The sequence below is a fragment of the Endozoicomonas sp. ALD068 genome (genome assembly GCF_049310145.1).
In the GTDB taxonomy this organism is placed as follows: domain Bacteria; phylum Pseudomonadota; class Gammaproteobacteria; order Pseudomonadales; family Endozoicomonadaceae; genus Endozoicomonas_A.
The window spans coordinates 6,916,202-6,939,072 of record NZ_JBLYNU010000004.1 but is presented as its reverse complement, the minus strand read 5'-3'; the positions used below and the strand labels follow the sequence as shown (position 1 = coordinate 6,939,072).

Below are 22,871 nucleotides of genomic sequence, written 5' to 3'. Positions count from 1 at the left end.
AGACACAACAATGACCAACAAGCTTCAGGTTGAAGCCATTCGCAAAGGCACCGTCATTGACCATATCCCCGCAGGTCAGGGTGTTAAAATCCTGGATCGCCTGCAATTGCTGGACTCCAATGTCAGCATTACCGTGGGCTTTAACCTGCCCAGCAAGGCTCAGGGTCGCAAAGATATTATTAAAGTGACCGGCCTGAAGTTCACTGAACAAGAAGCCAGTCAGCTGGCCCTGTTCGCACAGGGAGCCACCATTAATGTCATCGACGAATACCAGGTCGTTGATAAATTCAAAATGACGGTTCCCGAGACGCTCAGAGGCGCTTTTCCCTGCCCTAACTCAAATTGCATCACTCACAATGAGCCTGTGAGCAGCTATTTCTACCTGCGGGAAAAAGACGACGATATTCGACTGAAGTGTCATTATTGCGAGAAGTCATTCAGCAAGGATATTGTTTCCGAGCTCTGACTATTGACAGAGGTTCTGGTCAGTTCGGGCCAGAACCTTAAAGGTAATAGAGAGGCGCAGCACGAAAATACTCGCCAAACAGAAAGCTTTGGAAGAATACCTCTAAGCCAATCACATACCAGCAGCTTTGATGATAGCTTGCTGCTTCTTGGTAGCTTCGTCCAGAACACGCATGAAAACTTTCTTTTTCTCGCTGGGCTTGGCGTTTCTGATGAACTCCGAAAATGAGGAGTTTTTGGGGGTATCTTTTGGATGCTTGGAAGACATACTGGAATCCTGATCTGTGGGCTACTGATGGCAGCTGGCTTTTTTATACCACAGCCTTTAGTCGATATAATAGACCACCTGGACTGATTGAAGCCTGTGACTAATGAGATAAACCCACTACACCCAGAAGGTCGCCGCGACTGTACTTATCTTTAATATTACCGTCAAGCTGGGTAATATTCCTATGGTATTTCTGGTTAGTACCGTCAATATTTTTGATCAGCAGGTCTAGTATAATTTTGTCACCGAACACCCGTTTTAGAAGGTTTGCGCTCTCTCTTGACAGGAAATACTGATCAACAAATTTTTCAGGAAAAACCCTTCTTCCCTCAACTTTTTCCCTTGCCTGAACGAACCTCCATGCTTGTTGAGGCTGCTGATATACAAACAGAATCTGAACAGTTCGCCCCCTCTTGAGAGAGCGCTCAATATTCTTTTTTGCGATATTAAAATCAGCCATTGTTCCATCAAGAAGAAAGCTCTGTTTTTGCTTTAGAGCCAAATCATGAGCACGATCAAGGAGTATAGACGCAGCGCCCTGAAATAAGTACGCATTGCCTCCGTTGTAATCATCGAAGTATTGCCGCATATCATCTATATCCAGCCTGATAATTGAATCATGGACAGCTAATAATGACTTTGCAGCTTCTGTTTTGCCCGCTCCAGGCGATCCTGCCATAAACACTGAGACTGGAGAATCTTCAACCTGGTAAACCGATCGATCCGTGAGCTTTTTGCCAATATCATTCTTGACTTTTTTGGCCCACTCGATAGCCCGCTTTTGTATTACCTTTTCTCCTTCGGATAACTCCACTTGCCGCTTGCTCAGTAAGTAATAAGTTATGAGTATGGTAACCGGAGATTACAGCAAAGTGAAAAGCCCCCTCCTTGCGGCACACTTCGCAGATACTTAATACCTACAATTCATTTCACTACTTGTGACCTGCATACAACTGCTCACAGGGAACCATTTACCCAAGACCTATGTCTAATGGTTGTATGAGAGAAAATTGCGTATCTTTAGAATTGTTCTTCATGAAAAAGAGGTTACCCGGTCACCATTAGTGGATTTTCCCGGGTAACAGAGCATACAGTTCCTAACATTGAGGTGTCCTATGGAAATAGCGCCAGTGCGATACATCATGAACATACTGAATCAGGGTCATGAGAAAGGCCCGGAGACCGAAACCGAAACGCTGGCTGCCAAAATCCAGAAGTTTGCCGAAGAAGTGAGCTTTTTTTTCAAGGGACGTCCCCTAAAACCTATGCCTGATCAACCTCTGATGTTGATACTGTACAAATCGAAGCTCCGCAGAAAAAAGAGAAAAATCAGCAAAAAAGGCAGACTGGACAGACTCTTCATGCGTAAAAGAAAACACGAAGAACAGGACAACCCGGATAATAGCGACGTGGATGAGCAAACATTTTAGCAATCACCCGCCAGATACCTTAGAATCCCTCTGGAATGCCGCAGCCTTGCAAATCCAGTTTCCTGCGGCGCGTTGCTGCTGAGTAGGTAACTGACAATTAACAGCCAGTTACCTGAAGGCCTCTTTCTCTTTCTGTTTGCCCGACTCTTTAACACCAGGGCGGAGATACCCGTCGTCAGCAGATTCAATCCCCGGTTCCGAGACACTCTCAGGACACGGCAGCCCAACGCTGCAGACCGGGATACCGATATCGTATTGGAACGAGATTAAAGCATTGAGCGGTTTACTAGGTCTTTTCAGAAAGAAAAAAGCACCTTCATCCGGTGGACAAAAGCCTTCACCGGCACCAAAAAACCCTTCTTCCAAGCCCCGGGGCGGGAAGAAAAACAGCAAAGCTGTCGGAGCCCAATCCAGAAACCCCAAGACTCAGAACACTGCTCGACGTAGCCACTCTCACAGCTCTCATCGCTCAGCCAACAAGAGTTCCGAGCCTTCCTGGCATATCAGCCAGTTCCAGGTAGAGCCAGAGCAGGGTAAAACCCGCTTTCATGACTTTGATCTGCCTGATCAACTGATGCGAGCCATTCAGGAACTGGGCTACAAGTACTGCACCCCCATTCAGGCAGAAGTACTGGGCAGCACGCTGGCAGGTAGAGACGCTATTGGTAAAGCTCAAACCGGCACGGGTAAAACGGCCGCCTTTCTTGTCAGCACCATCAAACAACTGATCGATATCCCACCACCGGATCAACGCTACCTCGGCGAACCCCGTGCCGTCATCATTGCCCCTACACGGGAACTGGCATTACAGATTGGTCAGGATGCTGAAGCCCTGACCAAATACCTGCCCCTGAATGTGCTGACGGTTGTTGGTGGAATGGATTATGAGAAGCAGCGCAGCCGCATGAGTAATGGCTTCATCGATATATTGGTGGCTACGCCTGGCCGACTTCTGGATTACTGCGAACGTAAAGACCTGCATCTGGACCTGACCGAAACACTGGTCATTGACGAAGCCGACCGAATGCTGGATATGGGCTTCATTCCCCAGGTTCGACGCATTATCCGAATGACACCCCGTCCTGGCGATCGCCAGACCCTGCTGTTTTCAGCCACCTTCACGGATGAGGTACTAAGACTCGGTGCACAGTGGACCTGGAAGCCTGTGAAAGTTGAAATCGAACCAGAAAGCGTTGCCACAGAGACCGTCGATCAGAAGGTTTACATTGTCACCAATGAACAGAAAGTTCCTCTTTTGATCAACCTGATCAATCAAAACAACCTGGAGCGGGTGATTGTGTTCACCAATCGTCGGGATGAAACCCGTCGACTGACCGAGAAGCTACAAAAGAAAGGCCTAAAAGCTGATCAAATTTCCGGTGAAGTACCTCAGAAGAAGCGCCTCAAGACGATGGATAACTTCAAGAATGGCAGGCTGACGGTTCTGGTAGCTACCGATGTTGCGGGCCGTGGCATTCACATTGACGGAATAAGTCATGTGATCAACTACAACTTGCCTGAAGACCCGGAAGATTATGTCCACCGCATTGGCCGGACAGGCCGGGCTGGAGCCAGTGGTACCAGCATCAGCTTTGCCTGTGAAGAAGACTCTTTCCTGATCCCCGACCTGGAAGAAATGCTGGGTGCAAAGCTCAACCTGGAATACCCACCCGCAGATCTGTTGAAATAATCATTAACGTGCTACTCACCACCAGCGAGTGTTCGATAGAAGGTTCGCTGGCGAAAGCCTCTAAAAAGCGATGTAAACGGAAAAGTTCAGGACAGTTTCTGGACGAAGTATTTGGCAGAAATAAGAATGCAATCCTCTAATATTAGAATCAAACTTCACTTAATAAAACAATAAAATCAGTATTTAAATTTTTTTAGTCCTATCTGAAATTTAAACTTGCCGACTTGCTTCTTTTCGATAAAAATCAACTATGAGAGACCCAAAAAAAGGACGAGGAAGCCGCCTATGGGAAACGCCTTGGAAGCCAGGCCGATCATCTCAACCCAAACAACCACCTACATTCTCGACAGCAATGTTCTGATACACGACCCTAACTCAATCCTCAACTTTGAAGAGCATCAAGTGCTCATCCCCATGACCGTTCTGGAGGAACTGGACAAGCTTAAGAACGGAAAGCAAACCATCGCTGCTGACTGCCGACAGGCCATCAGACTGATTGACCAGATATTGGGTACCGCCTCACCCTCGGAGATCGAAGCAGGCGTTCCTATCAGACGTGGTAATAAATCAGAGCCTCAGGGTACTCTCTCAATCCTGAGCTCTCATTATGTAGAAAACATTACCACACTGCCCACCAGCAATAACGATAACCGCATCATCAACGATATCTGTCATTTTCAGGAAACCCACCCGGGTGCACCGGTTGTTCTGGTGACTAAAGATATCAATATGCGTTTGAAAGCCAGGGGATGCGGAATTCCAACGGAGGATTACCACAGCGATCAACTGGTTTCAGATATTGGTTTGCTCAGTAAAGGTTACCGACTGTTCGAAGGTAACTTCTGGGACCGCGTTTCCCAGGTTCAGACAGAGCAGCTGGAGGGTATTACCTATCATCGACTGTTGAAAGAAGAACTCGGTGAGGATATCTATCTGAACCAGTTTTTCCTGGACGACACTGGATTTGTAGCCCGGGTGAACGCCATCACTCATGACGAAGTCCAGTTGCAACACTTCTGTCGTGAAGCACTAATGAGTCAGGAAGCCTGGGGGCTTCAGCCTCTCGATATTCATCAGGCCATAGCCCTGAATCTTTTAATGGACCCCGATATTCACCTGGTCAACCTGACCGGTGCTGCGGGCTCAGGTAAAACCATTCTGGCTCTGGCCGCCGCAATAGAGATGACAGTCGCCACCAAACAGTTCCGTCGAATCATAGCGACCCGCTCAACCCGGGGGCTGGATGAAGACATTGGCTTCCTGCCGGGCACGGAAGCTGAGAAAATGGAGCCCTGGCTGGGTGCCATTACTGACAACCTAGAAGCCCTGCACTATGACGATGAATCCACCAACAGCAGTGTGGACTACATTCTTAAGCAGGTCCCACTCCATTTCAAATCCCTGAACTATATCAGGGGACGAAGCTTTCAACAGAGCCTGATCATCATTGATGAATGTCAGAACCTGACACCGCACCAGATAAAAACCATTATCACCCGTGCGGGTTCAGGCAGTAAGGTCATCTGCCTGGGCAACCTGGCCCAGATTGATACCCCTTACCTGGCACCGACCAGTTCCGGACTGACTTACATGACTGAACGATTTAAAAACTTTCCACACGGTGGCGCAGTCCAGTTACAGGGGGTCCCACGCTCGCCGCTGGCCGCATACGCTGAAGAAAACCTTTAATTTTCACTGACCTCAGAGAGATAGCCAGACTTGATCGTCTGGCTATCAAAAATTGACAACCATGGATCACCAACCTCTCCCTGAAGCCCTATCCTCCTGATTAACGACTTACCTCAACCGCACAACTAAACACCCTGGCAGCCTGTCGGACTTAAGCGTCCGTAGCGAGGATTGCAAGAAATTGAGGATAAAAATCTCTGTTTCTGAGGAGAATAGCGAGCTATTTGACGAAGAAACAGGGATTTTTAGACCAATTTATTGCAACCGCACGACTGCATGGATGCAGGAGCTAGAGCAACGCAGGAGCAGTTGCCGTGTAGGACAGTCTTAAGTCCGACTAGGAGCCTGACCGGTCTATCAACATAATAGAGATAATTCACTACCAAACACCTCCTCCCTCTACTAGGATGTGTTCCATAGTGCTAAAGCTGAACACTTCAGCTTGTTAGGGGTAGAACCGGAATTCAGAAGGAAGAAAAAACCATGCTTTTTGTCGTGTCACCTGCCAAAACCCTGGACTATGACACCGCTGTGGTGACGAAAAAGTTCAGTCAGCCAGAATTTCTGGACCAATCCCAGAACCTGATTGATCAACTGCGTGAGCTGAGTCCGGCGGATATCAGCAGCCTGATGAGCATCAGCGATAAACTGTCACAGCTGAATGCTGCCCGTTACCAGGCCTGGCAACAGCCTTTTACCCAGGAAAATGCCAAACAGGCAGTCCTGGCCTTTAAAGGCGATGTTTACACGGGGCTTGATGCTGAGACCATGAATGCCAAACAGTTTGATTATGCCCAGAAACACCTGCGCATTCTCTCAGGACTCTACGGTCTGTTGAAACCTCTCGACCTGATGCAGGCATACCGTCTGGAGATGGGCACCAAATTTGCCAATAATGCCGGAAAAGACCTTTATGCATTCTGGGGCGAACAGATCACCGACAAACTGAACGAAGAAATGGCCGCTCAAAAAAATGATATTCTGGTTAACCTGGCCTCCAATGAATACTTCAAGGCCGTTAAGCCCAAACTTTTGAAAGGTCAGATCATCACCCCGGTCTTCAAGGATTGGAAAGGTGACAAATACAAAATCATCAGCTTCTACGCTAAAAAAGCCAGGGGCCTGATGTGTCGTTACGCCATTGATAACAACCTGAAAAAAGTCGATGACCTGAAAGGTTTTGATTACGAGGGCTACAGCTACAACGAAGCCATGTCGAATGACAAGGAATGGGTGTTTATTCGCAAAGAAGCCTGAGTTATTTTCTTCCAGCTCCGACATTGCCTGCGAGCTGGAAGACACCTCCCTTCTATTGCAGACACATTGGAGCTTTACTTGTTAACGCCCACTTCCAACTCCCGCCTTTTGGTATACAAAAAGCGAATGATGTCGTAGCTAAAGGGCGAACTGAAGTCATCGTAGCTCATGGGGACGGTATAGCGATAGTTAATTCCATAGATGGCAAACAGGTCAGGCTCGGAAAACACCTGTGAAGGCACCCCGAGAAAATCAATATAATCTTCTGCGGCCAGATCAACGACCAGACCACTCACATCCCTCAAACTGAATGGACCAACGACCGGAACCACCAGATAGGGTCCGGGCGCCACCCCATATTTTGCCAGTGTATTGCCAAATACATTGCGTTGATGGGGCAACCCCATACTCTCGGCAGGATCAAAAAAGCCAAAAATACCCAGAGTAGTGTTGATGAATAACCGACCGACTGACTTAACGGCTCGCTCACCTTCAAACTGAAGCAGGTTGTTCATAAGGGTGGAAACTTCTTTCAGATTCTGAAAAAAATGGGCTATTCCGATCCGAACAAAAAATGGAGTCACCGTTTCATAAAGCTGCATGACGGGCTCAAGAAAATAGCGATCCAACTGCCGGTTAAAAGCAAACACCTCGCGATTAAAGGGCTCCAGTGGGTCATAAACATCCATAAACGACATTGAATTCATATTGTGATGCCAGTCTTCCAATAACTCATCATCAGGGTCTCGGTACTTCAAAGTATCCATAGGATCTGAATAAGGGATACTATGATCAGCCGGGAGATTGCAGACTGTTAGAGAAAACAACAAGAGCAGGCATCCGGCTCTAAGCATCGGGAAAGCCCTTACCTTTGATAAAGCTGAGCATATCCTCCACGTTTTGTGGATACTTCAGATTGCCCATATGCCCACCCCGAGGGTAAATTTTTATTCGCCCATCGAAGGTATCATAAAGAAAGTCGAGCCCTTTCTTGTCAATAATAAAGTCATCCACATTGTGCATCACACCTATATGCCGGGCTTTCTTCAACCACAACTTAAGGCGAGGCAAACCGTTCTGCTCAAATATAAGAGCACGCTGCGCAGCGAGGGATTTTTTCTGATCAAAGTAGATTCCCTTCTGCTTCTCTTCATAAGGAATCAGTACCTTATCTATATAGCATTCAAAGCTGCAAAACATAGCCCGCTTAAAATAAGGAGTTCGGCTATCACTCAGGGTGAATTTAAAAAACCTGGGAATCAGGCTGATGTTCCAGGTCATGACAGCAGAAGTGAAATAGAGGGACGCTACTACCAACCTGAAATTGACGCCTATCAGCAGTGCCAGCTCTTCCCTGCTCAGGGCATAAGCGCTTTTTGCCACCTGAACCAACATGGATTCATCGATATCAATACTTTTATGCGTCCGAAAATAAGCAGCCAGCTTGTCAAAGAAATGTTTAAAAAGCGTTTTTGCATTATCAACGCCCCGCACGTCGACCAGCAGTAAGCGATCAAGACTATTGACGGTGCGCCGCAGGTCAACAGGAGGATTCACTAACAGCACACGATTAAAGCCAAAGGCATTATGTTCGCTGTCTATTCTGGCGATATAAGCAGCGTTGAGCGCACCAAGGCTGTAACCTGTCAGATACCAGCCTTTAATCTGAATTTTTTTAAAGGAGCGAACCCGCCTGACAGACGCTTTCATCAGACGATAGAGATCTTCTGAATCCTGCTGAGTCAGACCGGGTCGATGGGATCGGGAGCCGGAAACAACAAAGTCGTAGCTGGTGGGAGATGAGATCTGAATAACATGAAAGCCCGCTTGATAGTAAACCTTTTTCAGGAACTCGACCTTGCTGGTATCGAAACGACCACCGGTGCCGGCAATAATAAAAATCAGTGGAGCAGGTTTCTCCTGCCAGGCCAACTTGAAACGGGGTTTGATCACATCCCAGAATATACCCGGTGCACCCTTAACGGTTTCGTCAGCCAATCCTAAAATCGCCTCGCGGACAATACCTTGCCGAAGCTTCACCTGTTGCCCGGGCGGGGTGCCAACGACGGTCGCCAGGAATGGGTCCTTAATAGGAAAGCCATAAGCCCACAGAGTGCCCTGATAGAGAAGAAGCACTAATAACGGAAGCTTTTTCAGGATGGAAGTTAAACGACCACGGTCTTTCAAAAAACATTTTGCCCACGCCACAGTGTCCGTGAGTACTACCGGACAAAATGCCTTTCTTTTACTCATATCAGTACTACTACTGAGTATTTTCCGGTGATGAAATCAACAGGTAAACTGTCCAGTCATGGGTAAACAGGCCGCCGGTGCTGACTTTTTCCAGAGAGCCCCTGACCTGCCCATTGAAGGAATACTGAATTTTTTCGCCCTTGTTGTCAGGCAATGCCACCTGCTTTTGCGCCCAACTCTTCGGCAGACATTGACCAATGACGCGGTTGGCTTCGTCAAAAGCCTGAGCCGCAGTCTGTTCATCAGGCAGAACACGACTGCATACATAGCTGTAACGATTCGACCACTGCCAGACCTCGCAGCCACCGTTCAGTGGTTGATAGTCTGTCTGCCATATGGTGATCTTGTTGTAAAAAGAAGGTTGTTTACGTATGTCCGAAAAACCATTCTGGCTTTTGGTAAAAAGCTGACCGAGATCCTGACAGAACTTGTCCTGATCAACATTGCGCTTTTCGGTAATCACTTCATCTTTGTTGCTGGCGGGCTGGTCTGCATACCCCGAAACCAGAGCACCTGCTGTCGCCGCTGACGCGGCCATGACGAGACTAATTTTAATCGTTTTTTTGTGAAAGACTGATTTCATCGACTTATTCCCTGGTTCTGAAAAACCTCAACCAAGACCTTGCCTGTGAAAGCAGGCAAGGTCTCAGACTCAACAAGTCTAGAAAATATAATTCAATTGTGCAGCCACAATATTGGAGCTGTTTTTATAATCTCCTGTTATTGTGCCGAATTCGGGTATAGTAGTGTCTTGCATTGGCGGTGTATTGTACTTGGCTTCATTGATTTTCCCTTCTTTCAAGCTGACGTACGCATAGGATATGTCTATGGAGATATTAGTATCTGGCCTCCAGTTTGCTCCCACGGTAAACCAGTTACGATCGGAATCCGGTGTACGCACAGTACGATTGTCATCATCGACGGGAGACTCATCAAACATATAGCCTGCCCTTAGCTTCCATTCTGGCAGTACTTGCCATGTAGCTCCAAAACTCCATGACCAGACATCTTTCCAGTTGATTGGGACATAGCTGCTGGGTATAGTCGGGTCTTCCACTCTGACATAAAATTCCTCAAAACGGCTCCAACGAGTCCATGTGGCCTCAGCCATCAGAGTCCATTCATCGTTGAGCTGATGAGTCAGGCTAAGAGCTGCTTTCTCGGGCATTGTGATATCAAGCTTTGCATCTGATTTCAAACCAACCGGAGCCACTTTCACATCTCCCTCGAGTTCAAAATCCAGCTCTGAGAAGAAAGAAAGCCCCACATAGGTTTTATCATAAACATTCCACAGTGCTCCCAGAGTCCAACCCAATGTTTTAGCATCACCTTCAATCTTTGATTCTAAGGCAGGAGAACTGGGACTCGAATTTTGTGTTAATTCCCCTTCCACATAGGAACCTATCAATCCAAAACCAATAGAAAAGTCTTCCTGGAATTTATAAGAAACGGTACCTTGCAGGTTAACGGTTTTAACGCTGGTTTTAATACCAAAGTAACGACCTGCCCAATCCTTGTCATAGTCCAGCTCAATGCCATTTGGAGCATATCCACTTAGCCCGAAGCTGATTTGCTCATTCAATGGCATAACAAAATGCCCAAAAGGTACTCCGCTTGTTGACACGAAATCTTCCGTCTTGCCCTGAGCAATCGGCGTTGAACCAATAGTATGCTGCCCCTCAAACTCACCTCCCTCAAGAATGATAGCGGAGCCCACTGAAACCTGAGTACCCTCAACATAAGCTATTCCCGCCGGGTTGTTGGCTGCAATGGAAGCATCCTGAGGGTTGGACGCTCTGCCCGCATAGGCTGTACCCATGTAGCTGGCTGAGTTTTCATTAATACCGTAACCTGCAGAGAAAGCATTACTGGAATGAAAGGAAACTGCCATGGCGGCAAGAAGAGGTGACAGAACAGCCAACCTCTGTCGTAAACACAAAGTCATCTTCAAACCTCATTGTGTGTGTTGTTCTGAAAGGTATAGACGCAGAAACGCTTCCATGCTTTTTTTTTAGAGGCATTAACGACGATTAGTAATCAAGAGATATTAAAAACACGAGAGCTCTGAGCAAATAGCTATATCTCAAAGCTCCTTTCAAGTCAGCGGGCGGTGGGAGGCAGGTCAAAACGGGGGAGAGATAATTTCTTGTAAAGAGCCAAAAGTCTGAGTAACAGAACCAGACCTGCAGACAGCAGTGTTGCCATATTGACTCCAATATAAGATTCCAATACAACAAAAAGAGCACCACCCGCCATAGCGGCAAAGGCGTAGACCTCTTTTTTTAGCACCAGCGGCACTTCACCAGAAAGCAGATCACGGATAGCCCCTCCACCACAACCGGTAAGCACCCCCATCATGACAGAGACAATAGCCGAAGCACCGAAATCCAGAGCTTTGGTGACACCAATCACAGTAAATACAGCCAGACCCAGCGCATCAGAAAGCAACATCATATGATGGGTTTTCTGATGCCAGCGCCTTACCAGAATCGCCAGCAACGTTGAGGCAAGAGTGACCAGAACATAATCATGATTCTGTACCCAGAAAACCGGGGTTGCTCCCAGAAGAACATCACGAATCGTTCCACCCCCCACGGCAGTGGCAAACGCCAGAACCATTGCCCCAAAGATATCCATATCCTTGCGACAGGCCAGCCAGGCACCGCTGATGGCAAACACTGCAGTACCAAATAAATCCAGAATATAGAGCAGCATGAAAGAGAGAATGAATCCGATGAATGAATACCCAAAGTATACGTTCCAAATCGCATAGGCCACATCAGGGCGCTTACTTAATTCAACAGGAACTTTCGTCAAACTCCGAAGCCTTATGCAGGTTCAGATGACACCATGAGTGCCTGTCTTTCAGTTTATATAAAAAACATCTTAAGTATTCAACATGGCCCGATTACTGACGCCTACACAGCAATCAGAGACTCGATTGTATATTTTTTTAAAATTTTTTTTCTTCTTTTCTCGATACTGTTCCGGATCTCAACCTTCCAGAAAAACCATTAAATATCATTGAGTTAGTTATAAAAAGCGGCATCAAAATACCTTAAATTCATTAAAATAAAAATCGAATACTATTCGAATTACAATTAAAACCGACCCCTGTCTTGACTCGACACCTCTAAACAGAGATATTTCGTACTGTCGTTTCAAACATCCATTGCAGAGCACGTTAAAAACGACAACAAAAACTAATAATAAGCATAAATAGACCAGCGGTCTTTCGACCAGCGAACCGGAAAAGACTCACAAAAGAGCAAACAACGTTCGTAATCAGGCAGCCTCACATCACTTGTTAATAAAAAAAGAAGCCATTTCTTAGTGGCATTCTTTGCAACAAGCAGCCGCCTCAGGTCATGCCACCGCCAGGAGTTATAATGAAAAGCCACACTCGTTCCTCGCATTTTTCTCTCTCTCCATTAGCTGTAGCCTCCTCCTTGGCTGTTGCACTTTCAGCAGGTCAGGCGGTAGCCGGTGGATTTGAAAAAGCGACGCTCTGGGATGCTGAATACACTGCACTGGCAGGTGCAGCGGTTTCTTCTGTCAGTGATTCCAGTGCCATCTTCTACAACCCGGCCGGTCTGGCTTTTGCGGAGTCTAATGATATTGCTCTGCACTTATCTCCAACCATTACCCAGACAAGCAGTCCTGCGGATGGTACAAACTTTACTGATGGTGAAAAAAACTTTTCCCCTGTTGGCGGCTTTACAGGTTTGTTCAAACTGGATAACAAGTTCACCATGGGTTACGGTATTTATGCCTCTGGAGGTGCGGCTGCCAGTTATGAGGATGTTAAGGTTGGCAGCGCTCTACCCGTCACAGCCGACTACTCTACTGACATCAAAATTATTGAAGCGGGTCTGGGGTTATCATACCGCATTAACAATAACTGGTCCGTTGGGGGTACATATCGCCTGACCTATGCTACTGCCGATATCAACTTGGCGTCTGCCCCTGATGCGTTTGGTGGTGCTGTTGGTGCTGCGGTGGGCTATAACGACCTGAGCGGCTTCAATACCTTCGGTGTTCGTCTGGGTGCCATGTACCGCTCTGATGACGACCGCTGGGGCTGGGGTATCAACTACCGTTCTGAAGTCGATATTGAAGCGGATGGTGATTACAACTACCGTGACGGAGCTGGCGGCAGCGATACAGGTGATGCCACTGCAGAAACAGCATTGCCAATGTTGATATCTACCGGTGTCGACTACAAGGTAGCCCCACACTGGACCCTGTTCGGTGAGATCACTTATTCTAAGTACAGCGACATTGAAAAGATTGACTTTAGCTCTGACGATACCACTGTCGCCGTACCTGCAATCAACACCAACTGGGAAGACCAATACAACTACCGCGTTGCTGCCGAGTACACCGGAATCGAAAACTGGGCTCTCAGAGCCGGTTACATTTATACAACAGCTGTTGTACCCGAAGAATATGCTGCGCCCACCTTCTCAAGCCCAGCCGATGCGCACAGCTTCACTCTGGGTGCAGGTACCAGCATTCTTGATGGACAAGTGGATCTGGACTTTGCTGCTGTATACGACACAGTTAAGAATGATGATGTAAAAGGGGGTGGTGACCTGACCAGCACTACTAAATCTTATGCTGGTAAGTATGAATCCAGCTCCTACTCCCTCCATGCTTCTGCAACTTACCGCTTCTAAGTCGGTTTGTTAGACGCATAATAGACAAGGCCGCTGATCTAAAGTCTGCGGCCTTGTTTTTTTCTGAGATCATTATTTAACCCCCTTCCGTCCAATAGATGTTTAACCTCTCATAAATACAGTTAATGTATTAACCACCCGGTCCGACCTCATTATCGAATGAGCGTAAAACCCCGTACTTTGAGAGGATGTCGCAAAACTCCAATAGCTCGTTCCCATGCTCTGAGGTCGTCATTCCCGCGAAGGCGGGAATCCAGCGCCAACGGTGGATCTCTGCCTTCTCGGGGATGACAAGGCCAGGGGGGCACCGGGTAGTATGGTTCTGGTGGTGAGTCAGTGTGGATTCCCGCATTCGCGGGAATGACGAGAATGAAGTCGGGAATGACGAGAGTCAACTCGTTCGCACGTTGGAGAGAGTTTTGCGACACCCTCTGGAGCATGGGAACCAGAGTTTTACGACACCCTCTTGAGGACGGGGATGAAAGCTCGGCTTGCAGAGCAAGCCTCTTGTGCTATTTTGCCATCCGTCAGGCGTTTCTAGCGATTACGCTACCTGACAGGAAAAGTAAAATACCCTCCGCTTTCTGCCCGTGTTTCTTGACGGGGTCGCCTAGACGGGGTCGCCCAGACGGGGTCGCCCAGACGGGGTCGCCCAGACGGGGTCGCCCCGGGTCTTCCGGAGGAGAATTCCAGTAACGCATCTTAATCAAGGTGCATGGAATTAATTGCAACAATAACTCGAATAATATTCGAATTATTATTAACAAAAAAATTCACCTTGAATTAGAAAGTTAGAAATAGAGTTACTGCTCACAATAATTTCAAAGCTTGTTTTGAAGCACTTTTAAAAGTTTTTTTAATAGTTAATTATTTACAAAAAAATAACATTAATTTCGATTAAGAATAAATAAAATAGCCCTCGTTCGACCAGCGAACCAGCAAAAATCCACAAGAGCTCACAAGGTTCGCAATCAGGCAGATTGATGTCACTTGTTAATAAAAAGAAATCCTTTTTTAAAACAGGGAGCTGCCTGAGGTCTTGCCACCATTAAGGAGTAATAATGAAAAGCCCTACACGTTCCTCGCCTTTTTTCCTCGTTTCAACTCTCGCTGTTGCTGTTTCTTCAGGTCACGCGGTAGCCGGTGGTTTTGAGAAAGCGACGCTCTGGGATGCCGAATACAGTGCACTGGCAGGTGCAGCCGTTTCTTCTGTCGATGATTCCAGTGCCATCTTCTTCAACCCGGCCGGTATGGCTTTTGCGGAGTCCAATGATATTGCTCTGCATGTGTCTCCTACCTTTACTCAGGTAAATGGTCCTGCGGATGGAAATACTTTTATTGAAGGTGAAACCAACTTTTCCCCTGCGGGCGGCCTGACAGGTCTGTACAAACTGAACGACAAGTTCACTATGGGTTATGGTGTTTATGCTTCTGGTGGTGCTGCTGCCAAGTATGAAGATGTAACGGTTGGCAACGATCACTCCATCACAGATGAATACTCTACTGACATAAAGATTATTGAAGCGGGTCTGGGGTTATCTTATCGCATCAATAACAACTGGTCCGTTGGGGGCACTTATCGCCTGACTTATGCCACGGCCGATATCAACATGGTGTCAGCAGCTCAAAAACCACCTTTTGGAGAGGTTGGAGCTGCCGTGGGTTACAACGACATGAGCGGCTTCAATACCTTCGGTGTCCGTCTGGGTGCAATGTACCGCTCAGACGACAACCGTTGGGGCTGGGGTATCAACTACCGTTCTGAAGTAGATATTGAAGCGGATGGTGATTACAACGAGCGAACCGGCCTCACTCCAAGTAGGTCAGCAGACGCGACTGCAAAAACAGCACTGCCTATGCAGATCTCTAGTGGTATCGATTACCAGGTAGCTCCAAACTGGACCCTGTTTGGTGAAGTCACATACACCGAGTACAGCAACAACGAGCAGATCGAGTTTACCTCCGACGACAGCCTGCTTGTACCAGCAATCAACACCAACTGGGAAGACCAATACAACTACCGCATTGCAGCCGAGTATACAGGCATTGAAAACTGGGCCCTGAGAGCCGGTTATATTTATACAACAGCTGTTGTACCCGAAGAATATGCTGCGCCTACCTTCTCTACTCCAGCCAATGCCCACAGCTTCACTCTGGGTGCCGGAACCAGCATTCTTGATGGACAGGTGGATCTGGACTTTGCGGCTGTCTACGACACCGTTGAGAATGACGATGTAAAAGGTGGTGGTCAACTAACTGAGGACACTACATCTTACAGTGGCAAGTATGAATCCAGCTCATACTCCCTCCATGCATCTGCAACTTACCGTTTCTAAGCCGGTTTTTCAGTAGAAACATAACAAGGCCGCTGATCTTTCGATCAGCGGCCTTGTTGTTTGGAATTCATACTGAAGTCAAACAGGCAATTAGTGATTAAGAATCTGCCCCAAAAACTCCCTGCTACGCTCGGACTTCGGATTATTAAAGAAGACGTCCGGTGTCGCCTCTTCCACGATTTGCCCCTGATCCATAAAGATCATGCGGTCCGCTACCGTTTTGGCAAAGCCCATTTCATGGGTCACGCAGAGCATGGTCATGCCTTCATTGGCCAGCTCGATCATGACGTCCAGTACTTCCTTGATCATTTCCGGGTCCAATGCCGAAGTCGGCTCATCAAACAACATGATTTCCGGGTTCATGCACAGGCTTCGGGCAATTGCCACACGCTGCTGCTGACCTCCCGAGAGTTGTCCGGGATATTTATCTGCCTGATCGGGAATACGGACGCGCTCCAGGTATTCCATCGCCGTTTTTTCCGCTTCTTTTTTAGCGGTTTTTCTGACCCAGAGCGGCGCCAGCGTGCAGTTTTCAAGTACCGTCAGATGAGGGAACAGATTAAACTGCTGAAACACCATACCGACTTCACGACGGACCTTCTCTATATTTTTCAGGTCCCGGGTCAGCTCTGTGCCATCAACAATAATCTGGCCTTCCTGATGCTCTTCCAGCGCATTGATGCAGCGAATCAACGTCGACTTACCCGAGCCGGAAGGCCCGCAGATCACGATCTTTTCGCCACGCACCACATCCAGATTAATATCTCTGAGGACATGAAAGCTGTCGTACCATTTATTAACCCCATTCAACCTGATGACAGGACTTGCAGGGTCTTTAACTTCCCGGACCATCTTATCCATGAAGACCTCTCATTTTCATTATTCTTGAATTCAATTCTTTTCCAGGCGCTGGCTGTATTTGGACATACCAAAACAGAACAACCAGAACACAAATCCGGCAAACAGATAACCTTCTACGGCACTGCCCAGCCACTCGGGGTCATTCAGGGCCGCCTGAACAATCGAAAGCAGATCAAACAGACCAATCACCAATACCAGACTGGTGTCTTTGAACAGGGCAATAAAGGTATTCACAATGCCGGGAATGACCAGACGAACAGCCTGGGGCAGCACCACCAGCAACATACTCTGCCAGTAGCCCATTCCGAGACTCTGACAGGCTTCTACCTGGCCTCTTGGAATCGCCTGCAATCCACCCCGGACCACTTCTGCCATATAAGCTGACTGGAACATGACGATGCCAATCAGGGCCCGAACCAGTTTGTCGAAAACAATTTCTTCCGGAACAAACAGAGGCAGCATAACCGACGCCATAAACAGGACAGTAATCAGCGGAACGCCACGCCAAAGTTCAATATAGGCGGTACAGAAAGTTCTGATAACCGGCATGGAAGATCGTCTGCCAAGGGCCAGCAAAACGCCTACCGGTAGTGATGCCAACATGCCATAAAGCGCCAGCACCAGTGTCACCATCAAGCCACCCCACTTGTGGGTTTCAACCTCGGGCAGACCGAAGTAGCCTCCGGACAGCACCAGCCAGGAGGTCACAGGCAACACCAGCAGCCCCACGCCCAATGCCAGCTTCTTGCCGGGTATGGCCGGAATCATCAGCCAACCCAGAATCAGTGCCAACTGCGCAAAAAACAGATTCACCCGCCAGATTTCACTCTCGGGATAGAAGCCGTAAATAAACTGATCCAGTCGTGCAGTAACAAAAGCCCAGCAGGCACCGTCGACATTACAGGCCGAGCGACTTTCGCCCGTCCAGGTGGCGTCCATGACCGCCCACTGCCAAAAGGGAGGAAGGATCAGATAGAGCCCGTAAATAATGGTCAGTGTCATCAGTGACTGTAAGGGTGTCGCAAACAGCTTCTCCCGCATCCAGCCTAAAACACCCCTCGAGTTGACCGGGGGCTCTCTTGCAGGAATCATTTTTTCTTCCATCTTCGTGCTCTTCATAAAGAGAGTCCTTATCGCTCTATCAGCGATACCCAGCGGTTATACAAGTTCATCAAGACGGAGACGGTCAGACTGATCGTGAGATAAACGGCCATGGTCATAGCAATCACCTCAACGGCCTGACCGGTCTGGTTCAGTGTGGTTCCCGCAAATACACTAACCAGATCCGGATAACCTATAGCCGTCGCCAGTGAAGAGTTCTTGATCAGGTTCAGATACTGATTGGTCAGGGGCGGAATAATCACCCGCATGGCCTGGGGAATCACCACCAGACTCAAAACTCTGCGGGGCTTGAGACCCAGAGCCGCAGCGGCTTCCTTCTGACCTTTGCTGACGGACTCAATACCAGAACGAACGACTTCAGCAATAAAAGCCGCAGTATAAATACTCAGAGCAAACCAGAGCGCAGCCAGTTCGGGGATTAAAACCAGACCACCAGAGAAATTAAAACCTTTTAATTCCGGTATCTCCCATTGCAACTGTGCATCTACCAGAAAGCTGGTCACCAGTGGAATCAGCACAACGAATGAAGCCATTGCCAGCTTGATAAAAAGAATCGTTCGCCCGTTGTTTTCGCCATGTTGACGGTTAGACAACCATGGGCGCATAAAGAATCTCAACGTCAGAACAACAGCCAGACAAGCGACGAACACCCAGACAACCGTCACCATGCCAGCATTGAATTCGGGCCAGGGAAGAGAGATACCACGGACATTAAGAAAGACGGCATCAAACAGGCTGATGCTTTGACGGGGGTTGGGCAGAATGCCCAGAACCGCAAAGTACCAGAAGAAAATCTGCAGCAGCAGGGGAATATTCCGGAAAACCTCAATATAAATACTGGCCATTTTTGACAGCAGCCAGTTAGAGGAGAGGCGGGCTACACCGATCAGGAATCCAAGAACGGTGGCAAAGATAACGCCCAGTAATGAGACCAGCAGAGTATTGAGCAAACCCACCAGAAAGGTTCTGCCAAAAGTGTGGCTTTCGTCGTACTCCACCAGAGTTTGGATAATGCCAAAACCTGCGGATTGGGATAAAAAATCAAAGCCGGTACTGATACCGCGATGCTCTAAATTCGACAGGGTATTGTTCACTACCCAGGCGACCATTGCCACGACGGCAAGGATCAACAGAACCTGAAAAAGAACAGCCCGCCAGACCGGGTCTCGCCAGAGTCTTACTAACATAGGGTGCCTTTTTTATTAGCCATGAAGAATCCTTTCATGGCTTTACTTTTATTTTGCTAAAGGTATTTTGCCAGAGGTATTTTACTATAGGCATCTGATAGCAGAAGGCTGACAACCCTCTTTATTGGGGCTGTCGGCCTTTCAGAACTCTTAGCGGAAAGGAGGTGCGTAGAGAATACCGCCCTGGTTCCACTGGGCATTGAGGCCACGCTCAATCTTCAGAGGAGAGGATGCACCGATATTACGCTCAAAGACTTCACCGTAGTTACCCACTTGCTTCACTACCTGGTAAGCCCAGTCGTCCTTGAGACCCATGCCTTTGCCTTTTGGACCTTCAATGCCCAACAAACGGCGAACGGAAGGATCGGTTGAGGACTTGCTCTTATCGATATTGGCTGAAGTCAGACCCAGTTCTTCGGCATTGATCATAGCGAACAGAGACCACTTCACAATGTTAAACCATTGATCATCACCCTGACGAACCAGTGGCCCCAGAGGCTCTTTCGAAATCACTTCGGGAAGAACGACAGCCTGATCCGGCTTGGACAGACGCAGTCTCAGGGCATAAAGCTGGGATTGGTCAGAAGTCAGGACATCACAACGACCTGAATCAAAACCTTTGGCCGTACCGTCGGAGGTATCAAAGACAACAGGCTGGTATTTCATGCCATTGGTGCGGAAATAATCGGCCAGGTTCAGCTCGGTAGTCGTACCGGACTGAATGCAGATCGCAGCACCATCCAGTTGTTTGGCACTGGTCACACCCAGCTCTTTTTTCACCAGAAAACCCTGACCATCGTAATAACTGACACCGGCAAAGTTGAGACCCAGCGACGCGTCACGGGTGAGTGTCCAGGTGGTATTACGGGAAAGCATGTCAATTTCACCAGACTGCAGAGCGGTAAAACGCTCTTTGGCGGTCAGGGGAATGAATTTAACCTTGGAGGCGTCACCCAGTACCGCAGCGGCTACGCCACGACAGACATCGACATCAATGCCGGACCACTTGCCTTTCTCATCAGGTGTCGCAAAACCCGGCAGACCGGTGTTTACACCACAACTCAGGTAACCTTTGCTTAACACGGTTTCCAGGGTACCGCTATCGGTCTCAGCCTGAGCACCGGTAGCTGCCAGCATAAGAACAGGTGCAACCCATTTTTTGAGTTTTCTTATCATAATCGATCCCGTTTGTTATTTTTTTACTACTTTACAGTAGGCATCTGATACTCGCTGTAACTTACCTAGATTGAGCAGAGCTGACAAGTCCGCCAACAAATAAATCTCTCAGAGACTCAAACCGTTCCACATGGCCCCCTTTATGTTAAACTCTGGCCAATTTTTTACATGAACTACCCATGAAGGACAGACAGTATCCGCCCCCTGCCCTCTTCATGCCACTACTTTTCATGTCACTATTGAGCGATCCATGACCGAACATCTGAGCGAACATTACAAAGCCATTCTCGAATCCCTGGGAGAAGATATTCACCGTGATGGCCTGAGAGAAACCCCGAAACGTGCCGCCAAGGCCATGCAGTTCCTGACACGCGGTTATGAGCAAAGTCTTGAGGATATTGTCAATAACGCGGTGTTCGAGTCCGATATCAGCGAAATGGTGGTCGTCAGGGATATTGAACTCTACTCCATGTGCGAACACCACATGCTGCCCTTTATTGGCAAGTGCCACATTGGTTACATCCCTGATGGCAAAGTGCTGGGCTTGTCCAAGTTCGCCCGCATCGTGGATATGTTTGCCCGTCGTCTACAGATTCAGGAAAACATGACCAGGCAGATTGCCGACGCAATTGTTGAAGCTACGGGTGCAAAAGGGGTGGGTGTTGTCATTGAAGCCAAACACATGTGTATGATGATGCGTGGTGTCGAAAAGCAGAACTCTTCCATGACCTCCTCTGTCATGCTGGGCCTGATGCGTGAAAACCAGCCTTCCCGTCAGGAATTCCTGCAGTTTATCCGTAACAAATAATCCGCTGTCGTATAAGGGAGCCTTAACGGCTCCCCTTTTCAGGGCCGTGGCACGAGGTATATATTCCTGTAAGATTGCGTTATTTTCCGACAAATGGGACACCCCCGCTGCTCCCGTATAAATCGCTCAGCACAATTCTTGCACAAACCAGCGTGTCCACAAGGCTCTAGTGCCGTCATTTCATGCGGTGGTTCGAAACAAACTGGACATTTAGCGGTTTCACCTGGAGTGCCCCCAACGGCTCCAGCTTCCTCAGTTAGAGTTTGGCTTGCTAATTCCTGTCTCAGCTGGGCTATCAGTTCATTTTGTTGTTGAATGACTACAGCCGGGTTTTGCTGCGCAGAATCTGGATCCTCACCAGAAGCCTCAAACTCAACTTCAAACTCCCTGCTGTCGTCTGAACCTCGAAAATAATTCGATAGATAGTCCAGATTTTCTGACGATTCTGCCTGCACTGGCACAGAGGGTGTGGTGCAAATACCCATAATAGCCTCTGTAAACTCTTGCATACCCTCCATGGTAAACATGACCTGAGGTACAGGGCGTAAATGCCCAGTGGGGCAAAAACCAGCCAAGTTCCAGTAGATAGTAGCCATAATCTCGTAGGGTAAGTACCCTCGCAGCAATGCTTCCAGTGTCCCCGGCCATTCCCGCCCTGAGTTGATGCTGTGGAAAGCTGCTGATGCCATTGCAGTCAGACCAATTAGAAGTGCTATTTCCGTGTCGAATCCGGCTGCCATAAATTGACCGGCAATGCTGCTCGGTGAACTGTATTCATTAATATTTTCAGAAAGCCAACCAAGGAAAAATGCCCGATTGTAGGTTATTCCGGTATATCTCTTACGCAGCACGGTAAAATAGTTAGTAAAGTCATTGCCAGAAAGAAAATGAGGACCAAGAAAAGCCAGAAGCATCAGGACTAAATTGTTATTAAGTCCAACATGATTGGACTGACTTGCTCCCCAATCTGAAGAGAAATAATGAAAATAAGGATTTCTCCAGCCACCTCTCATTACAGACGAAAAAAAATGTTCAAAGAGGCTTTGTGCTATTGCTTTAATTAGCGCTTTCTTGTCAGGACTTTGTACATTGGTCTGATTTATATTTATAGCGAACATATAATGTATTAGTCTCAGCACTCTTTGAATGCGAGTTTTTTGATCATATCCATCGTGAGTCCTGTTCACATAATGAAAATAAAATCTGATCAGACGTCCAAAATCTTGCTCATCAACCTCGTAATTTCCGCTGATTTCAAATCGCTCATCTCCAGACAGGTCGTCAGAGGTTAAATTAAGTCCGACAAAACCAATGCGGATGTTTTCAAATGGGCTTTGATCAGCGTGCCTTTGTTGTTCGTTTAAAGGTGGATTTGTGTTTGCCTTACGATACCTGCGAAATTCTTCAAGGCCATAGGTGTCGTTTGCCAGCACCTGCTGATAAAAAAACAAAAATACTGAAAACAAAAGTGTCTTTAAGGCACATCCTATGGTCATACTCTCACCTGCATTCGTTAAAACAGCTGCACAACTATTAATGAGCTTTACGTGAGCCCCCCCTCAGTGCCTATTTATATAGGCCATGGAGACCCATAGAAAAAGCTGACCCGGATGTTGCCATTACAGCAATCGCCTCAAGCCTGCTCTCGGG

General features: G+C 47.8%; 21 protein-coding genes. 8 read left to right on the top strand and 13 right to left on the bottom strand.

Going from position 1 to position 22,871, the window contains the following annotated elements; genetic code table 11:
* Window positions 1–10: 10 nt before the first annotated feature.
* Window positions 11–466, top strand: coding sequence for an aspartate carbamoyltransferase regulatory subunit (pyrI, locus tag ACO6V5_RS25115; protein ID WP_422135020.1), 456 nt, complete (start codon window positions 11–13; stop codon window positions 464–466).
* 111 nt (window positions 467–577) lie between these two features.
* Here the strand turns inward: pyrI and ACO6V5_RS25110 are convergent, their stop codons facing one another.
* Both ACO6V5_RS25110 and ACO6V5_RS25105 read right to left on the bottom strand, forming a co-directional pair.
* Complete coding sequence (locus tag ACO6V5_RS25110) at window positions 578–733, bottom strand: hypothetical protein (RefSeq protein WP_422138738.1); 156 nt, start codon at window positions 731–733, stop codon at window positions 578–580.
* 100 nt (window positions 734–833) lie between these two features.
* Window positions 834–1,547 carry a zeta toxin family protein gene (locus ACO6V5_RS25105; RefSeq protein ID WP_422409466.1) on the bottom strand — a complete coding sequence of 238 codons (714 nt, stop codon included), beginning with the start codon at window positions 1,545–1,547 and terminating at the stop codon, window positions 834–836.
* A 301-nt stretch (window positions 1,548–1,848) separates the two neighbouring features.
* Between ACO6V5_RS25105 and ACO6V5_RS25100 the strand changes: the two genes are divergently transcribed.
* The 4 genes from ACO6V5_RS25100 to yaaA all read left to right on the top strand — a co-directional run bounded on the left by ACO6V5_RS25100 (window position 1,849) and on the right by yaaA (window position 6,799).
* Complete coding sequence (locus tag ACO6V5_RS25100) at window positions 1,849–2,163, top strand: hypothetical protein (RefSeq protein ID WP_422442536.1); 315 nt, start codon at window positions 1,849–1,851, stop codon at window positions 2,161–2,163.
* A 502-nt stretch (window positions 2,164–2,665) separates the two neighbouring features.
* On the top strand, window positions 2,666–3,853 hold the full coding sequence (rhlB, locus tag ACO6V5_RS25095; RefSeq protein WP_422137137.1) for an ATP-dependent RNA helicase RhlB: 1,188 nt from the start codon (window positions 2,666–2,668) through the stop codon (window positions 3,851–3,853).
* 285 nt (window positions 3,854–4,138) lie between these two features.
* Window positions 4,139–5,542 (top strand): PhoH family protein, encoded by a 1,404-nt coding sequence (locus ACO6V5_RS25090; protein WP_422409470.1) that lies wholly within the window; start codon window positions 4,139–4,141, stop codon window positions 5,540–5,542.
* 483 nt (window positions 5,543–6,025) lie between these two features.
* Window positions 6,026–6,799, top strand: coding sequence for a peroxide stress protein YaaA (gene yaaA, locus ACO6V5_RS25085; RefSeq protein ID WP_422409472.1), 774 nt, complete (start codon window positions 6,026–6,028; stop codon window positions 6,797–6,799).
* Window positions 6,800–6,873: 74 nt separating this feature from the next.
* Here the strand turns inward: yaaA and ACO6V5_RS25080 are convergent, their stop codons facing one another.
* The 5 genes from ACO6V5_RS25080 to ACO6V5_RS25060 all read right to left on the bottom strand — a co-directional run bounded on the left by ACO6V5_RS25080 (window position 6,874) and on the right by ACO6V5_RS25060 (window position 11,869).
* Window positions 6,874–7,566: an MlaA family lipoprotein gene (locus tag ACO6V5_RS25080; RefSeq protein ID WP_422409474.1), complete on the bottom strand. Its 693-nt coding sequence runs from the start codon at window positions 7,564–7,566 to the stop codon at window positions 6,874–6,876.
* Window positions 7,567–7,645: 79 nt separating this feature from the next.
* A complete protein-coding gene (locus ACO6V5_RS25075) occupies window positions 7,646–9,052 on the bottom strand; it encodes a hypothetical protein (RefSeq protein ID WP_422409476.1) in 1,407 nt (468 codons plus the stop codon).
* Window positions 9,053–9,062: 10 nt separating this feature from the next.
* A complete protein-coding gene (locus ACO6V5_RS25070; protein WP_422409477.1) occupies window positions 9,063–9,635 on the bottom strand; it encodes a hypothetical protein in 573 nt (190 codons plus the stop codon).
* Between the two features lie 78 nt (window positions 9,636–9,713).
* Window positions 9,714–10,973 carry an OmpP1/FadL family transporter gene (locus ACO6V5_RS25065; protein ID WP_422409479.1) on the bottom strand — a complete coding sequence of 420 codons (1,260 nt, stop codon included), beginning with the start codon at window positions 10,971–10,973 and terminating at the stop codon, window positions 9,714–9,716.
* A gap of 179 nt (window positions 10,974–11,152) precedes the next feature.
* A complete protein-coding gene (locus ACO6V5_RS25060; RefSeq protein ID WP_422135028.1) occupies window positions 11,153–11,869 on the bottom strand; it encodes a trimeric intracellular cation channel family protein in 717 nt (238 codons plus the stop codon).
* 572 nt (window positions 11,870–12,441) lie between these two features.
* Here ACO6V5_RS25060 and ACO6V5_RS25055 point away from each other — a divergent pair.
* Window positions 12,442–13,731 carry an OmpP1/FadL family transporter gene (locus ACO6V5_RS25055; RefSeq protein WP_422409483.1) on the top strand — a complete coding sequence of 430 codons (1,290 nt, stop codon included), beginning with the start codon at window positions 12,442–12,444 and terminating at the stop codon, window positions 13,729–13,731.
* Window positions 13,732–13,883: 152 nt separating this feature from the next.
* On the opposite strand, the gene ACO6V5_RS25050 is transcribed toward ACO6V5_RS25055, so the two are convergent.
* Window positions 13,884–14,126, bottom strand: a complete 243-nt coding sequence (locus ACO6V5_RS25050) for a hypothetical protein (RefSeq protein ID WP_422492183.1) — start codon at window positions 14,124–14,126, stop codon at window positions 13,884–13,886.
* Between the two features lie 666 nt (window positions 14,127–14,792).
* Between ACO6V5_RS25050 and ACO6V5_RS25045 the strand changes: the two genes are divergently transcribed.
* On the top strand, window positions 14,793–16,067 hold the full coding sequence (locus tag ACO6V5_RS25045) for an OmpP1/FadL family transporter (protein WP_422135032.1): 1,275 nt from the start codon (window positions 14,793–14,795) through the stop codon (window positions 16,065–16,067).
* Between the two features lie 90 nt (window positions 16,068–16,157).
* On the opposite strand, the gene ACO6V5_RS25040 is transcribed toward ACO6V5_RS25045, so the two are convergent.
* The 4 genes from ACO6V5_RS25040 to ACO6V5_RS25025 all read right to left on the bottom strand — a co-directional run bounded on the left by ACO6V5_RS25040 (window position 16,158) and on the right by ACO6V5_RS25025 (window position 20,413).
* Window positions 16,158–16,919, bottom strand: a complete 762-nt coding sequence (locus ACO6V5_RS25040; RefSeq protein WP_422409508.1) for an amino acid ABC transporter ATP-binding protein — start codon at window positions 16,917–16,919, stop codon at window positions 16,158–16,160.
* Window positions 16,920–16,958: 39 nt separating this feature from the next.
* Window positions 16,959–18,047, bottom strand: a complete 1,089-nt coding sequence (locus ACO6V5_RS25035; RefSeq protein ID WP_422138746.1) for an amino acid ABC transporter permease — start codon at window positions 18,045–18,047, stop codon at window positions 16,959–16,961.
* Window positions 18,048–18,058: 11 nt separating this feature from the next.
* Window positions 18,059–19,237, bottom strand: coding sequence for an amino acid ABC transporter permease (locus ACO6V5_RS25030; RefSeq protein ID WP_422138747.1), 1,179 nt, complete (start codon window positions 19,235–19,237; stop codon window positions 18,059–18,061).
* A 150-nt stretch (window positions 19,238–19,387) separates the two neighbouring features.
* Complete coding sequence (locus ACO6V5_RS25025; protein WP_422135035.1) at window positions 19,388–20,413, bottom strand: amino acid ABC transporter substrate-binding protein; 1,026 nt, start codon at window positions 20,411–20,413, stop codon at window positions 19,388–19,390.
* A 250-nt stretch (window positions 20,414–20,663) separates the two neighbouring features.
* On the opposite strand from ACO6V5_RS25025, the gene folE reads away from it, so the two are divergent.
* Window positions 20,664–21,221, top strand: coding sequence for a GTP cyclohydrolase I FolE (gene folE, locus ACO6V5_RS25020; RefSeq protein ID WP_317145386.1), 558 nt, complete (start codon window positions 20,664–20,666; stop codon window positions 21,219–21,221).
* 38 nt (window positions 21,222–21,259) lie between these two features.
* Here the strand turns inward: folE and ACO6V5_RS25015 are convergent, their stop codons facing one another.
* On the bottom strand, window positions 21,260–22,687 hold the full coding sequence (locus ACO6V5_RS25015; protein ID WP_422442531.1) for an RING finger protein: 1,428 nt from the start codon (window positions 22,685–22,687) through the stop codon (window positions 21,260–21,262).
* Window positions 22,688–22,871: the final 184 nt, after the last annotated feature.